At 69.4% G+C, this 14,203-nt stretch carries 12 protein-coding genes and 2 tRNA genes; 5 read left to right on the top strand and 9 right to left on the bottom strand.

Annotation, left to right across the window (positions count from 1 at the left end):
- Positions 1 to 158: 158 nt before the first annotated feature.
- Positions 159 to 398, bottom strand: a complete 240-nt coding sequence (locus IE178_RS21235; RefSeq protein WP_318280153.1) for a GntR family transcriptional regulator — start codon at positions 396 to 398, stop codon at positions 159 to 161.
- A gap of 158 nt (positions 399 to 556) precedes the next feature.
- On the opposite strand from IE178_RS21235, the gene IE178_RS21230 reads away from it, so the two are divergent.
- Positions 557 to 898, top strand: a complete 342-nt coding sequence (locus tag IE178_RS21230) for a hypothetical protein (protein ID WP_193513384.1) — start codon at positions 557 to 559, stop codon at positions 896 to 898.
- A gap of 548 nt (positions 899 to 1,446) precedes the next feature.
- Positions 1,447 to 1,902, top strand: coding sequence for a hypothetical protein (locus IE178_RS21225; protein WP_193513383.1), 456 nt, complete (start codon positions 1,447 to 1,449; stop codon positions 1,900 to 1,902).
- A gap of 65 nt (positions 1,903 to 1,967) precedes the next feature.
- Here the strand turns inward: IE178_RS21225 and IE178_RS21220 are convergent, their stop codons facing one another.
- Positions 1,968 to 2,201 (bottom strand): helix-turn-helix transcriptional regulator, encoded by a 234-nt coding sequence (locus IE178_RS21220; protein WP_193513382.1) that lies wholly within the window; start codon positions 2,199 to 2,201, stop codon positions 1,968 to 1,970.
- Positions 2,202 to 2,697: 496 nt separating this feature from the next.
- Positions 2,698 to 2,770: transfer RNA gene (locus IE178_RS21215), tRNA-Ala, on the bottom strand.
- A gap of 182 nt (positions 2,771 to 2,952) precedes the next feature.
- On the opposite strand from IE178_RS21215, the gene IE178_RS21210 reads away from it, so the two are divergent.
- Complete coding sequence (locus IE178_RS21210) at positions 2,953 to 3,501, top strand: helix-turn-helix domain-containing protein (protein WP_145868300.1); 549 nt, start codon at positions 2,953 to 2,955, stop codon at positions 3,499 to 3,501.
- Between the two features lie 153 nt (positions 3,502 to 3,654).
- Positions 3,655 to 5,298: a protein kinase domain-containing protein gene (locus IE178_RS21205; RefSeq protein ID WP_193513381.1), complete on the top strand. Its 1,644-nt coding sequence runs from the start codon at positions 3,655 to 3,657 to the stop codon at positions 5,296 to 5,298.
- A 202-nt stretch (positions 5,299 to 5,500) separates the two neighbouring features.
- Here the strand turns inward: IE178_RS21205 and IE178_RS21200 are convergent, their stop codons facing one another.
- A complete protein-coding gene (locus IE178_RS21200; RefSeq protein WP_438874396.1) occupies positions 5,501 to 6,934 on the bottom strand; it encodes a hypothetical protein in 1,434 nt (477 codons plus the stop codon).
- A 140-nt stretch (positions 6,935 to 7,074) separates the two neighbouring features.
- Entirely contained in the window at positions 7,075 to 7,203 is a 129-nt protein-coding gene (locus IE178_RS36090; RefSeq protein WP_003999697.1) for a DLW-39 family protein, read from the bottom strand.
- A 339-nt stretch (positions 7,204 to 7,542) separates the two neighbouring features.
- On the opposite strand from IE178_RS36090, the gene IE178_RS21190 reads away from it, so the two are divergent.
- Positions 7,543 to 7,911 (top strand): DUF6344 domain-containing protein, encoded by a 369-nt coding sequence (locus tag IE178_RS21190; RefSeq protein ID WP_184764316.1) that lies wholly within the window; start codon positions 7,543 to 7,545, stop codon positions 7,909 to 7,911.
- Between the two features lie 465 nt (positions 7,912 to 8,376).
- On the opposite strand, the gene IE178_RS21185 is transcribed toward IE178_RS21190, so the two are convergent.
- The 4 genes from IE178_RS21185 to gyrB all read right to left on the bottom strand — a co-directional run bounded on the left by IE178_RS21185 (position 8,377) and on the right by gyrB (position 14,034).
- Positions 8,377 to 8,453: transfer RNA gene (locus IE178_RS21185), tRNA-Ile, on the bottom strand.
- Between the two features lie 121 nt (positions 8,454 to 8,574).
- Positions 8,575 to 9,321, bottom strand: a complete 747-nt coding sequence (locus tag IE178_RS21180) for a DUF3566 domain-containing protein (protein ID WP_193513379.1) — start codon at positions 9,319 to 9,321, stop codon at positions 8,575 to 8,577.
- Positions 9,322 to 9,339: 18 nt separating this feature from the next.
- On the bottom strand, positions 9,340 to 11,931 hold the full coding sequence (gene gyrA, locus IE178_RS21175; protein ID WP_193513378.1) for a DNA gyrase subunit A: 2,592 nt from the start codon (positions 11,929 to 11,931) through the stop codon (positions 9,340 to 9,342).
- A 42-nt stretch (positions 11,932 to 11,973) separates the two neighbouring features.
- A complete protein-coding gene (gyrB, locus tag IE178_RS21170) occupies positions 11,974 to 14,034 on the bottom strand; it encodes a DNA topoisomerase (ATP-hydrolyzing) subunit B (protein WP_184764319.1) in 2,061 nt (686 codons plus the stop codon).
- Positions 14,035 to 14,203 lie beyond the last annotated feature (169 nt).

Below are 14,203 nucleotides of genomic sequence, written 5' to 3'. Positions count from 1 at the left end.
GCCGGACCCGACGCCCGACGAGATCGAGGAGTTCTACCGCACCGGGGTGTGAGTCCCGGTCCGGCCCCGTGGTGGGAGGCCGGCCCGGGACGACTCATCCCCTCCCAATCAAGTGCCCCCGCCCTTCCCCGTCATGGGGGAGGGCGGGGGCACTTTCGTCATGCCCGGGGGCGGTCGGCTACGAAGGAGCCGAAGCCGGGCACCGTGTAGGTCAGGCCGTCCTCGCGTAGCTGCCGCAGCGCCTTCTGCGCGGTCGGCGTGCTGATGCCCAACTCTTCGGACAGGGCAACGACCGAGGGGACCCGACTGTTCGGCGGGTAGGTCCCGGCGCGGATGCGGTCCACGAGGATCGTGTGAGCCTGCCGCCAGCACGGTACCTCCGAGGTCGGGTCGATCATGCGCACAACGCTAGGCAGGGTGATCACTCTCCGCGAGCGGTCAATGCGCTGTATGTAGTGCATGTAGGGCATGTAAGGGGTATGGTCCCGAGCACAAGAAGACCCCCGCGCCGTGCGACCGGCCGGGGGCGTGGCCACCGCTACAAGGGAGCGACGACATGGCAGAGCCTATCCACCCCACCGCTTTGCGGACAGACGACAGCAGCGCGCTGCCGATGCTCCCGCTCCCGCAGGTCCTCGGCCTGACCGACGAGCAGCGCCGCGGCGCCGTCTGCGTCTGGTGCAGCAAGTCGCTCACCGCCGAGACCGCCCGCGACCTCGGCGAGCGCCCCACCCCCGGCGGCACCCGCATCTGGCCCCGCGGCTGCACCCCGTGTATCTGCGCCGAGGCCCGCCGCGTCATCAGCATCCACTCCCGCAGCTGCCGCGCCTGCGGCGCCGGGGAGCGCTGCGCCGACCGGGCCGCCCTGCACGCCCTGGCCCGCGAGGACCGCTGGTGACCCGGCCGAGAAACACCACGGACGACCCGGTACACCTGGGCGTTCCGCTCCCCAGCCCGGACCCTGCGCCCGGATGCGCCGACTGCCAGCGGTTGGCCCGCGAGCGCACCGCCGCCCGGGAGGCTGGCGACTGGACGCGCGTGACCGACTGCAACGTGCAGATACGCCGCTGCGTCCACTGACTCCCGCTCCCGGCCCGCAGTCCGCCGGCCGGACCGGTAGCGGGACCGAGCGGTCCGCCCCCGTACCCCCGTCGGGGACGGGCCGCTCACCCAGACCCCCGCCCCAGGGTCCCCACCCTGGACAGGTCGAGCCCTGGGGCGGGTCAGCAAGGAACCCATCGGGACGAACTGCAAAGGAGCAGCTCATGACCCTCCGCGACACGCTCACCCTGGCCGTCGGTGGCGACGAGGACGACAACGGCGAGCCCAACCCCCCGACGGGCGACTCGGACGACGGCCGCGACTACCAGGACTGACACACCGTAGAGGTGCGGGCCCCGACCGTAGAGTGACCGGGGCCCGCACCAGCACTGAGAGGAAACTCCGATGGCGAGGAACACGGCCGGGTCCGGCAGGCTCACGATCTTCTCGATGCTGCACGACTGGGAGACCGGCTCCCGCTGCGTACTCGCGTACACGACGACGGACGGCGGCCTGACCGCAGTCCTCGGCGTGATCCCCGTCGAAGGCAACCAGTTCGAGCCCGGCGACCTGTTCGCCCTCGCAGGCCGGCACGGCTTCATCGGTGAGTGGAAGGGCGACCACAGACAGCGCTGCGGCTGCTGGCTCGCCTGCATCGGCTCCGGGTCCCGCACCGTACTGAAGCCGGGCACCATCGACGTGCCGAGCACCAGTTGGTCCCTCGACATGGTGCAGGCCGTCGACCTGGACAGCGCCTACTACGGGCACCAGCGAGTGGTGGCGGGCCGGATGACGCTGGCCGACCCGGCACTGACGGAGCAGGCTCACGCGCTGCTCGACCGCCCGCTCGTCACCGCGTAGCCCCCTCATGCCGGCCCCGCTCGTCTGCTCCCCCCCGTGGCGGATGGGCGGGGCTTCCTCACGTCTCACCCCACGAGGTCCCGCAGGGGGACCCCAGTTGCATCCGCGAGGAGCAAGAGATCGTCCAGGCTCGGGACGCGTTGCCCGTACTCCCAGCGGTGGATGGTCCGGTGGTCGCGGCCGATGCGCTCGCCGAGCTGGAGTTGGGTGAGGTTCGCCGCGAGGCGGGCTTGGCGGAGGCGGGCCCCGATCTCCCGGCGGCGGGCTGGCACCCAGTCGGGCATCGGGTCGAGGGGCACCCGCTCACGCTGTAACGATCATGACTCGTTGTCTTTGCCCCCGTGGGCAAATTAAATGATCTTGCTGCCCCAGGGAGGCCAAACACCTTCTCACCTGCGGAAACGCGGGTGACCAGTGCACGGATCTTCGCCTGGACAAGTCACCGGACACCAAGACTCAGTCAAGGCGCAATGCCTCTGAGGTAAAAGCCAGCAGGGCGGTTTACCGTGTACGGCAAGAGGCCCCCGCCGACTCTCTCGGCGGGGGCCTCGTTCCTGTCGGGCCGACCTCCCCGCCGGACACCACACAGGCACGCGAGAGGCGCGTCTCAGGCGCGTGTGGGGGAGTCACGCCTGTCCCTCTCGCTGGATCTACTGTACGTGCGCGGTGCACCGAGTCCAGTACCTCGAACGGGTGAACTAGTCGGCGTGATCGTTTGGCGTTGTGGACGCTATGCGGACTCTGATCATGGAAACGCCCTCCGAGATTGGGTCCCGGAGGGCGTTTGACCTGCTGTGGAGCCTAGGGGAGTCGAACCCCTGACATCTGCCATGCAAAGACAGCGCTCTACCAACTGAGCTAAGGCCCCGGAAGGAAAGCATCCACCTGGGAGAAAGACATCCTGGTGGGCGCCCGAGACCAGAGTACCGGGTCCCCCCGGGGATTCCGCAAAAAGATTGGGGGTCCCCGTGACCGACCACTCTCCGTAAGATGCTCGGCGTGGTTCGCTACAGCGAACCACGGTTCATGGGGAAGCGATGGGGAGACGCAATGGACGCCGCACAGCAGGAAGCCACCGCCAGAGCGCGGGAACTGCAGCGGAATTGGTACGGGGAGCCACTGGGGGCGCTCTTCCGTAAGCTCATAGACGACCTGGGTCTCAACCAGGCTCGTCTCGCGGGGGTACTGGGACTGTCCGCACCGATGCTGTCTCAGCTGATGAGCGGCCAGCGGGCGAAGATCGGGAATCCCGCGGTGGTTCAGCGGGTCCAGCTGCTGCAGGATCTGGCGGGGCAGGTCGCGGACGGCAGTGTCAGCGCGGCCGAGGCGACCGAGCGCATGGAGGAGATCAAGAAGTCACAGGGGGGCTCGGTGCTCAGCAACACCACGCAGACGACGAGCAGTTCGGGAGCGCCCACGGTCAAGCGAGTGGTCCGCGAGATCCAGTCCCTGCTGCGCTCCGTGGCCGCCGCCGGCGACATCATCGAGGCTGCCGACACCCTCGCCCCCACCCACCCCGAACTGGCGGAGTTCCTCCGGGTCTATGGAGCCGGCCGCACCTCCGACGCGGTCACGCACTACCAGTCCCACCAGAGCTGATCCCCCTCCCGCGCGGCCGAAAGGGGGTTCGGCTGCCAGGGACGCGGGGGAGACGGGGGAAGCGGGGGAGACAGGGGGCCGCGGGGGGAGTCGTATCGCTCATAGAGGGGGAGGCACAGGGGGACACCGCAGGGGGAGGAGCGACGCACAGTCATGGGTGAGGTCTTCGCCGGCCGGTACGAACTGGTCGATCCGATCGGACGTGGTGGCGTCGGCGCCGTCTGGCGCGCCTGGGACCACCGCCGCCGCCGTTACGTGGCCGCCAAGGTCCTGCTGCAGAGCGACGCCCACTCGCTGCTGCGTTTCGTCCGCGAGCAGGCCCTGCGGATCGATCACCCCCATGTCCTGGCCCCCACCAGCTGGGCCGCCGACGACGACAAGGTCCTCTTCACCATGGACCTGGTCGCCGGCGGTTCACTCGTTCATCTGGTCGGCGACTACGGTCCCCTGCCGCCGGCCTTCGTCTGCACCCTGCTCGACCAACTGCTGGCGGGGCTCGCCGCGGTGCACGCGGAAGACGTCGTGCACCGCGACGTCAAACCGGCCAACGTGCTCCTGGAGGCCACCGGCACGGGCAGGCCACGGCTGCGCCTGTCCGACTTCGGCATCGCGATGCGAATGGGCGAACCCCGGCTGACCGAGACCAACCTGGTGGTCGGCACACCCGGTTATCTCGCGCCGGAGCAGATGATGGGCTCCGAACCCGACTTCCCCGCCGACCTGTTCGCCGTGGGCCTGGTGGCCCTGTATCTGCTGGAGGGCGCCAAACCGGACGCCAAGGCCCTCATCCAGTACTTCGCCGACCACGGGACACCCGGTGCGCCCCAGGGCATCCCCGAGCCGCTGTGGCAGGTCGTGGCCACACTTCTCCAGCCGGATCCACAAGCGCGGTTCCGCACGGCCACGGGAGCGCGCAAGGCGCTCGCCGCGGCAGCGGAGCTTCTGCCGGCGCCCGGCCCCGACGACGAACTGATCGAAATCTTCGACCAACTGGGACCGCTCCCCCCGGGCTTCGCCGCGGACGGTCCGCTGAAGAGGGCTTCCGGTGTGCGGCCTGGCGGCGTCGGTACGGCCACGGGGGAACACCGCCCGCAGGACGTGCGGGGTCCTCTTACCGAGGCCGGCCAGACGGGCAGCCGAGGGGCGGACGCGGTGCCCGGGACGGCCGGGGGACACGATGCCGTCCCCGTAACCGGTGGCCGGGGCACGGGTGCTGCGAACGCCTCCGCCGACATGAGCGGGGGCTGGGGTCGGGGCGGGGACGGGGGCGTCGGACCCACCGATCCGCGTCAGAGCACCGCCTCCTCCACCCCACCGTCCGCCTCCTCCACCCCACCGTCCGGCTCCTCCCCGCAACCGCCCGGCATGTCGGACACCGGCAGCTTCCATCTGCCGCCGCCCCAGGCCACGATCACCTCCTCCCCCGTGCCCGCGCCGCCGACGCCCGCGCACGCCCCTCGGACACCGGAGCAGGGCCGGCACGTCGCACAGCACCAGCCGGCCAACGCCGCCCCTTACGTCTCCCCCCACGAGCCCACGCATCCGCTGCGCTCCCCCCTGCCACGACCGCCCGCATATCGCGACGCCTCCACTGCTGAATACACCGCCCGGGCCGCGCAGGTTCCGGTGCCGTTCGAGGCAACGTCACGGCACGGATCGTCGCGGCACGGATCCACCCATCGGCCCCACCGCCGACGCAGCCGCCGACCCGGCCCTCCGGCAACGGTGGCCGTCCCTGTTCTGCTCCTGGCCCTGGCCTGCTACGCCGTGGGCTTCTGGGCCCTCACACGCATCTGAACCACCCCGACTGCGGGACACCCCGGCGTCCAGGCCGCCCTTACCTCCGGGACACCCCGACCTCCAGGCCCGCCCTTGCCTCCAGGCCCACCCTTGCCTCCAGGCCCCCTTACCTCCAGGCCGCCCTTGCCTCCGGAGCACCCCGCCCCCGGTAACACCTCGTTCCGCGCGACGACCCCGCCTCCCATACGACGACCACCGCCTACGAGCGGGCCCGCCGACGAGCGACCAGCGTCCACACACCGAGCCCCACCAGCAGTGCGCTCCCGGTGCCGATGCCGCCCACCGCGAGCGCCCGGAACGCGGCGTCGTCGCCCGCGGCCGCGCCCTCGGCCGCCGTCTGACGGTCCTGGCCCGTGACCGTGAAGACGCCCGACGGCACGGGCTCCCCCGCGTACCCGGGCCCGTCCTGTGCCCCACCGCTCAACCGCACCCGCAGGGTCAGCGGCACGGGCCCGTCGCCGAAGGCGTCCGCCACCTCCGCGGAGAGGTGCGCGACGAGGTAGTACGAACCGGCGAACCGCATCGCACCGGCCTGACGGCTGACGGCGTGGCGATTGACGTACGCGACCGGTGGCAGGGGAGCGAGGCTCTCCGCCTTCTGTGCGCCGTCGTAGCCGATGCCCGCGTCCGCGACGTGACCGCGGGCGGGGTTGTAGAGGTCCAGGTCCAGCGCGGCGGCGACGTAGCCGCTGCCGCCCGAGCCTGAGCTGCCCAGTTCGGCGGTGGCGTAGAGCTGACGGCCCCAGTCGACGGGGACCTTGTAGAAGAGTGTCTGCCCGGGGCGGATGTCGTCCCGCCAGACGCCCTGGCCGACGGGGGTGGCCCGGGCGAAGCCCGCTGCGCCCGGGCGCCGCTCGGGCTTGCCCGCGATGGGGCGGGGCGGGGCGGAGTTCCACTCCTGTGGCGCACGCGTCGCACCGGCCTTTTCGAGCGGCGGCTCCGACACCGCGGTGAGTTCCATCTCCCAGGGGTCGGGAGAGGAGCCCTCGCCGTCCGGGTCGACGCGCTCGACGGCCACGTAGTACGTACCGGCCTCCTTGCAGAGGGATTTCCTGGGGGAGATCTCCCGCATGGCCCAGGCGGCGACCGGATGCGGACTGCCGGCGGCACCGAAGCTCGCCGTGTCCACGTCACAGGCGCGGCCTTCGCTGTCCTCCACGGACACCTTGACTCCGTCGATGACGGAGGCGGTGCGGCCGGCCGGAGGGACGGCGGTGGCGGAGGCGTAGACGTTCGTGGTGGCGTCGAGTTCCAGGCGGTAGTAGACCCTCCCGCCGGCCGGAAGTGTGCTCCGGTAGGTCCGGCCGGGCACCAGTTCCACGGCGTCCGCGGTGCTCACGGTCCCGTCTATCCTCCTCGCGTCCTCGGCGAAGGCGTAGGTTCCGAGGGCTCCGGACGCCGACCGGAGGTTTCCGGCGCCCTCGACGGGCCCAGCGGCATCGGCGACGGCGGCCCTGGTGGCGGTCGCGGCGGTCGTCCCGGCGGAGGCGGCGGCAAAGGCACCCGGCGACACGCTCCCCAGCCCCAGCACCACCGCGGACGCAAGCGTCACCACGCCCGCGCGTCCGGCCCCCGAAGCCCCCACGCTCCCAGCCCTCGCGCGCCACCGCGCCGTACACCGCCGTGCCCTCACGCGCCACCCCTCGTCGTCGCCCGGACGTCGCACCGTCGCTCATCCTGCCCCGCGGACAAGGCCCGTCGGCAGGGTCCCGCCACACACAAAACCCCGACCGCGAAGGCGGCCGGGGTCTGTTCAGCGTCGGTTGTCGGTACTCACGAACCCGTGGGCACGGAGTCAGTCGCCTCCGTCCACAGATCCTGCTCGGCGCGATCCGCCTGGATCTGGCGGTACACGAGGAGCCCGCCGATGGCGGCCAGTGCGACCAGGAGAAGCTTCTTCACCGCGCGACCTCGTCTTTCCTTGACGTAGGGGACCTCTGCCGCCCGACTATACACACCGGTCGATACCGATCGGTGACCTGTGTCGGCGCCTCCAACTGCCCTCCGGCACCGCCCGATAGAAGCGGAGTACGGCGATCGGATCGGAGGGTGATCACACCTCCACGGACGGTTACTTAGACCGCTTTTCTCCCGCATCTTCCGCTTTTCGTCCCTCTTGCGACCATTCGAGTGGTGTTCATCTGAACATCCACGCGCCACGGGCGCGGATCCACCACTTCGGGGCCCACATACACATCATGAGGAAAGTACGCAAATCGCCCGACCCGAAAGAGAGGGACCATGGCCCGGAACAAGGTCATGAAGCTGTGGACCGCCGTCGTCACCGCCTTCCTCGCGCTGTGCACGGCGCTCGGACTCATCACCACGGCCACTACGGCCGCCTCCGCCGCCGTACCGCAGAGCGAGCCCGCCCGCAACAGCGAGAGCCACCCGAGTGCGACGGAATCGGCGCCGCTCCCCTGGTCCCTCCTCAGCGCCTTGCCCCCCACGATGAAACAGCGCATCCACGCCGAGGCCCACGGAAAGTCCCCCAGCTGCCGCCACCGACTGCTCCCGGATCCGGCCCCCGAACCGGCGCCCGAGGACTGCTCCGACGGCACCGCGTCCCCGACGGAATCCCAGCCCGCCGACGCACCCCTCCGACGCTGAGCGAGGCCGCAGCCCCCGCCCGTGCCGTCCTCGACTCCCACAAGTCCCGGCGAACTCGCGTACAGCCCCACGGCACGCGCCGGCCCGGCTCGCTCGAAGAGAGCAGCCGGGCCTTCCTCATGCCCGCATCATCCGCTTCTCTGCAGGCACCGCACCCGATGCCGGCAGGCCTTCCCCACGTCCTCCCGGATAAGACCGCCCATGGTCCGGCCTGCTGACGGTGGCGGTGACGGGCCTTCTGCCCCACGTCGGCCACCGACTGTCAGCCGTAAAACGGCGAGGACTCCCAACCGGCCCATGGACGTCCACACCCACGGGGTGGGGGACAGTGAACGGGAGGCTGTGACGGTGTTCGCAGAGCTGCTCGAGGGGCCCCTGATCGGCCGACCTCTGCCGTTCGCCGTCGTTGGTGTCAGCCGGTGGTGTCAAAAGACCCCCGGACCGATGGTCCGGGGGTCTTCTGGCTGGTGGGGCTAACAGGATTTGAACCTGTGGCCTCATCCTTATCAGGGATGCGCTCTAACCAACTGAGCTATAGCCCCGCCGCGCTCTGCGGTGTGTGTCCCGCGCGCTGACTCCTGAAGATTAGCGCACGACGGGGGCAGTCCCAAAATCGGTTGTCGGGGGACCGTCAGCCCAGAGCGCGGAAGGCCGGTGAGCAGCTCACTCGTCCTCGGCCAGCGTCAGCTCGACACCGCCCACGAACCCCGCGGAGAGGTTGTAGATGAACGCGCCGAGCGTCGCGAGGGCCGTCGCCAGGACGACGTCGATGACCGCGATGATCGTCGTGAACATCAGGACGTTGGGCAGTGACAGGAACGACTGGAGGTCGAAGCCGTTCGACTCGTTGGAGCCGGTCGCCTCGGCGATCGTGCCGCCGACCGTCGAGAACACGCCCATGGCGTCCATGACCATCCACAGCACCGCCGAGGCGACGATCGTGCAGATGCCGAGCGCGATGGAGAGCAGGAAGCTGACCTTCATCACCGACCAGGGGTCGGCCTTCGACACACGCAGACGTGCCTTGCGCACGCGCGGTGTGGTGCGCGCCCCCGTACGCGGGCGGCGCACCGCGCCGGTCTGGCCGGCTGCCGTGCCGGCCTGCGCCGGGTAGGCCTGCGGCGGGTGGTACGGGCCCGCCTGTTGCTGCGGCTGCCGTTCCCCCGGCAGCGGTGAGGCCGTATCAGCGGCTGCGCCCTGTTCCGGCGCTGCCTGCTGCGGGCCTCGGGTGTCCGTCACAGTTCCCCCCTGGGATCCATGCCTGTCGGACGAGGACGCGTCCTTGGCGGGCGACTTGATCGCTTTGAGATTCGTCGTGTGCGGATCTGTCGCCCGCGCGGCGGAGCCACGGCCACCGCCGTCCGTTCCCGTGCTGGTACCGGCCGGTCCGGCGCCCGTGGCTCCGCTCACGCTGACTCACTCCTCGTGCTACTCGGCCGAGGGCGCCTCACCCTCGTCCGTGCCGGTGGTCGCGGCCCCGTCGGCGGTCTCGTCCACGGCCACGTCGCCGTCGACTTCCTCCGCCTCGCGTCCAGCCTCGGCGTTACGGGCGATGCCGACCACGGCATCGCGCTTGCCCAGATTGATCAGTTGGACGCCCATGGTGTCACGGCCCGTCTCCCTGATCTCGTTGACTCGCGTACGAATCACACCGCCCGACAGCGTGATGGCGAGGATTTCGTCGGTCTCCTCGACCACCAGCGCGCCGACGAGGGAGCCGCGGTCCTCGACGATCTTGGCGGCCTTGATGCCGAGGCCGCCGCGACCCTGGACGCGGTACTCGTCGACGGCGGTCCGCTTCGCGTACCCGCCGTCTGTGGCAGTGAACACGAACGTACCGGGTCGAACAACATTCATCGAGAGCAGCTCGTCTCCCTCACGGAAACTCATGCCCTTGACGCCCGAGGTCGCGCGGCCCATGGGACGCAGCGTGTCGTCCGTGGCGGTGAACCTGATCGACTGCGCCTTCCTGCTGATCAGCAGCAGATCGTCGTCGGACGAGACGAGTTCGGCTCCGATCAGTTCGTCGTCGGAACCGTCCACCTGCTCGCGCAGGTTGATCGCGATCACACCGCCCGAGCGCGGGGAGTCGTAGTCCTTCAGCGGCGTCTTCTTCACCAGGCCGCCCTTGGTGGCCAGGACCAGGTGCGGGGCCGCCTCGTAGTCGCGGATCGCGAGAATCTGGGCGATGGCCTCGTCCGGCTGGAAGGCCAGCAGGTTCGCCACGTGCTGCCCGCGCGCGTCCCGTCCTGCGTCGGGAAGCTCGTACGCCTTCACGCGGTACACGCGGCCCTTGTTGGTGAAGAACAGCAGCCAGTGGTGCGTGGTGGAGACGAAGAAGTGGTCGACGATGTCGTCTTCCTTCAGCTTCGCCCCCCGTACGCCCTTGCCGCCGCGCTTCTGGGCCCGGTAGTCGTCGGTCTTGGTGCGCTTGATGTAGCCGCCGCGCGTGACCGTGACGACGATGTCCTCCTCGGCGATCAGGTCCTCGATGGACATGTCGCCCTCGTACGGGATCAGCTTGGTCTTGCGGTCGTCACCGAACTTCTCGACGATCGCGGCCAGCTCCTCGCTGACGATGCCGCGCTGGCGGACCGGGGAGGCCAGGATCCCGTTGTACTCGTTGATCTTCGCCTGGAGTTCGTCGTGCTCCTGGACGATCTTCTGCCGCTCCAGGGCGGCCAGTCGGCGCAGCTGCATCTCGAGGATGGCGTTGGCCTGGATCTCGTCGATCTCCAGGAGGCTCATCAGGCCCCCGCGCGCGATCTCGACCGTGTCGCTGCGCCGGATGAGCGCGATGACGTCGTCAATGGCGTCCAGGGCCTTCAGCAGGCCGCGCAGGATGTGCGCCCGCTCCTCGGCCTTGCGCAGCCGGAAGCGCGTACGGCGGACGATGACCTCGATCTGGTGCGTCACCCAGTGCCGGATGAACGCGTCCAGGGAGAGCGTGCGCGGCACGCCGTCGACCAGGGCCAGCATGTTGGCGCCGAAGTTGGTCTGCAGGTCGGTGTGCTTGTACAGGTTGTTCAGGACGACCTTGGCGACCGCGTCCCGCTTCAGCACGATGACCAGGCGCTGACCGGTGCGCGAGGAGGTCTCGTCGCGCACGTCGGCGATGCCGCCGATCTTGCCGTCCTTCACCAGGTCGGCGATCTTCTGCGCGAGGTTGTCGGGGTTGGTCTGGTACGGCAGCTCCGTGACCACCAGGCACTGGCGGTTCTGGATCTCCTCGACCTCGACCACCGCGCGCATGGTGATCGAACCGCGCCCGGTGCGGTACGCCTCCTCGATGCCCCTGCGGCCCACGACGAGCGCGCCGGTCGGGAAGTCGGGGCCCTTGATGCGCTCGATCAGCGCGTCGAGCAGCTCCTCGTGACTGGCTTCGGGGTTCTCCAGGTACCACTGGGCGCCGGCGGCCACCTCACGCAGGTTGTGCGGCGGGATGTTGGTCGCCATACCGACCGCGATACCGGCCGAGCCGTTGATCAGCAGGTTCGGGAAGCGGGCCGGAAGGACGGTCGGCTCCTGGGAGCGGCCGTCGTAGTTGTCCGTGAAGTCGACGGTCTCCTCGTCGATGTCACGGACCATCTCCATCGACAGCGGCGCCATCTTGCACTCGGTGTAGCGCATGGCCGCCGCCGGGTCGTTGCCCGGCGAGCCGAAGTTGCCGTTGGAGTCCACCAGCGGCATCCGCATCGACCACGGCTGCGCGAGGCGGACCAGCGCGTCGTAGATCGAGGAGTCGCCGTGCGGGTGGTAGTTGCCCATGACGTCGCCGACGACGCGGGCGCACTTGTAGAACCCCCGCTCGGGGCGGTAGCCGCCGTCGTACATGGCGTACAGCACACGGCGGTGGACGGGCTTGAGGCCGTCACGGACGTCCGGCAGCGCACGCGAGACGATGACGGACATCGCGTAGTCGAGGTAGGAGCGCTGCATCTCCGTCTCGAGCCCGACGGGCTCGACGCGCAGGGCGAGGCCGTCCTCGTCGGGCTGGACGGGAGTGTTCTCGTCGGTCATTGCTGGTGAAGATCCTTTCTGACGCGGTCAGCTGAGACCGACTCAGATGTCGAGGAAGCGGACGTCCTTGGCGTTGCGCTGGATGAACGCGCGGCGTGCCTCGACGTCCTCGCCCATCAGGACCGAGAACAGGTCGTCGGCCTGGGCGGCGTCGTCCAGGGTGACCTGGCCGAGGACGCGGTGCTCCTGGTCCATCGTGGTGATGCGCAGCTCCTCGGCGTTCATCTCACCGAGGCCCTTGAAGCGCTGGACGGAGTCCTCCCGGATGCGCTTGCCGGCCTGGCGGCCCATCTCGATCAGCGCGTCGCGCTCGCGGTCGGAGTACGCGTACTCGAAGTCGTCCCGGCCCCACTTGATCTTGTAGAGCGGCGGACGGGAGAGGTACACGTGCCCGGCCTCGACCAGCGGCCGCATGAAGCGGAACAGGAACGTCAGCAGCAGGGTGTTGATGTGCTGGCCGTCGACGTCGGCGTCCGCCATCAGGATGATCTTGTGATAGCGGAGCCTCTCGATGTCGAAGTCCTCGTGCACGCCCGTGCCGAACGCGGAGATCATCGCCTGGATCTCCTGGTTCTGCAGGATCCGGTCGATGCGCGCCTTCTCGACGTTGAGGATCTTGCCGCGGATCGGGAGGATCGCCTGGTACTGCGGGTTGCGGCCGGACTTGGCCGAACCGCCGGCGGAGTCACCCTCGACGATGAAGATCTCGCACTTGGTGGGGTCGTTCGACTGGCAGTCGGACAGCTTGCCCGGCAGAGAAGCCGACTCCAGCAGGCCCTTGCGACGCGTCAGGTCGCGCGCCTTGCGGGCCGCCACCCGCGCGGTGGCCGCCGCGATGCCCTTGCGGATGATGTCCGCGGCCTCGTTCGGGTTGCGGTCCAGCCAGTCGTTGAGGTGCTCGTAGACGACCTTCTGGACGAAGGTCTTCACCTCGGTGTTGCCCAGCTTGGTCTTGGTCTGGCCCTCGAACTGGGGCTCGCCCAGCTTGACCGAGATGATCGCGGTCAGACCCTCGCGGATGTCGTCGCCCGTGAGGTTGTCGTCCTTCTCGCGCAGCAGCCTCTTGTCCCGCGCGTACTTGTTGATGAGCGAGGTCAGCGCCGCGCGGAAGCCCTCTTCGTGCGTACCGCCCTCGTGGGTGTGGATGATGTTGGCGAAGGAGTACACACCCTCGGTGTAGCCGCCGTTCCACTGCATGGCGACCTCGAGGGACAGATGCCTGTCCTTGTCCTCGGCCTCCAGGTCGATCACGGTGGGGTGCACCAGGTCTCCCTTGCGGGAGTTGAGGTACTTCACGAAGTCGACGATGCCGCCCTCGTAGTGGTACGAGACGCTCTTGACCTCATGCTTCTCGTCCTCCCCCGCCTCGTCCGCGCCGGCGGTGGCCTTCGCCGACTCACGCTCGTCGGTGAGGTTGATCTTCAGGCCCTTGTTGAGGAAGGCCATCTCCTGGAAGCGCCGGGAGAGCGTCTCGAAGGAGTAGTCGGTGGTCTCGAAGATGTCGCCGTCGGCCCAGAAGGTGACCGACGTGCCGGTCTCCTCGGTGGCCTCGTGCCGAGCGAGCGGTGCCGTGGGGACGCCCAGCTTGTACTCCTGCGTCCAGCGGTAGCCGTCGGTCCTGACCTCCACCGCGACCCTCGTGGAGAGGGCGTTGACGACGGAGACACCCACGCCGTGCAGACCACCGGAGACCGCGTAACCGCCGCCGCCGAACTTGCCACCCGCGTGCAGCACGGTCAGCACGACCTCGACGGCGGGCTTGCCCTCGGAGGGGACGATGCCCACCGGGATGCCACGGCCGTTGTCGACGACCCGGACGCCGCCGTCGGCGAGGATCGTCACGTCGATCGTGTCCGCGTGACCGGCCAGCGCCTCGTCGACGGAGTTGTCGACGACCTCCTGCACCAGGTGGTGCAGTCCTCGCTCACCGGTCGAACCGATGTACATACCGGGTCGCTTGCGGACCGCGTCCAGACCCTCGAGGACGGTGATGGCACTGGCGTCGTACGAGGCGGTGACCTCGCTGCCCGAGGTGATCGCCTCGCTGTTCACGCCGGTGTCGGTGGACGGGATGTTCTCGTTGGGGTTGCCGGAATCGGCCACGAAGCGCCCTTTCTGGCACACCACGAACCGGGCTCGTCGGCAGGTTGCCGGAGCGGCTGCGGCATGTTGCGTTGGTAAGCCTTGATCAGCGTTGCTCAGCTTTTCCCGGACGGTCCCCACGGTCGGGGCGGGATTGTCTTCCAGTCTACCGGTAGCGCCGACATCGATG

The sequence above is a fragment of the Streptomyces griseoloalbus genome (assembly GCA_014650015.1).
Lineage (GTDB): Bacteria > Actinomycetota > Actinomycetes > Streptomycetales > Streptomycetaceae > Streptomyces > Streptomyces griseoloalbus.
Note: the sequence above shows the minus strand (reverse complement) of the source record. Positions and strands in the feature narration are given on the sequence as shown.

Bases quoted from the DNA above. Each gene is read 5' to 3' on its own strand.
- IE178_RS21235 (WP_318280153.1), bottom strand. From the start codon at position 398: ATGATCGACCCGACCTCGGAGGTACCGTGCTGGCGGCAGGCTCACACG.
- IE178_RS21230 (WP_193513384.1), top strand. From the start codon at position 557: ATGGCAGAGCCTATCCACCCCACCGCTTTGCGGACAGACGACAGCAGC.
- IE178_RS21225 (WP_193513383.1), top strand. From the start codon at position 1,447: ATGGCGAGGAACACGGCCGGGTCCGGCAGGCTCACGATCTTCTCGATG.
- IE178_RS21210 (WP_145868300.1), top strand. From the start codon at position 2,953: ATGGACGCCGCACAGCAGGAAGCCACCGCCAGAGCGCGGGAACTGCAG.
- IE178_RS21205 (WP_193513381.1), top strand. From the start codon at position 3,655: ATGGGTGAGGTCTTCGCCGGCCGGTACGAACTGGTCGATCCGATCGGA.
- IE178_RS21190 (WP_184764316.1), top strand. From the start codon at position 7,543: ATGGCCCGGAACAAGGTCATGAAGCTGTGGACCGCCGTCGTCACCGCC.
- gyrA (WP_193513378.1), bottom strand. From the start codon at position 11,931: ATGACCGACGAGAACACTCCCGTCCAGCCCGACGAGGACGGCCTCGCC.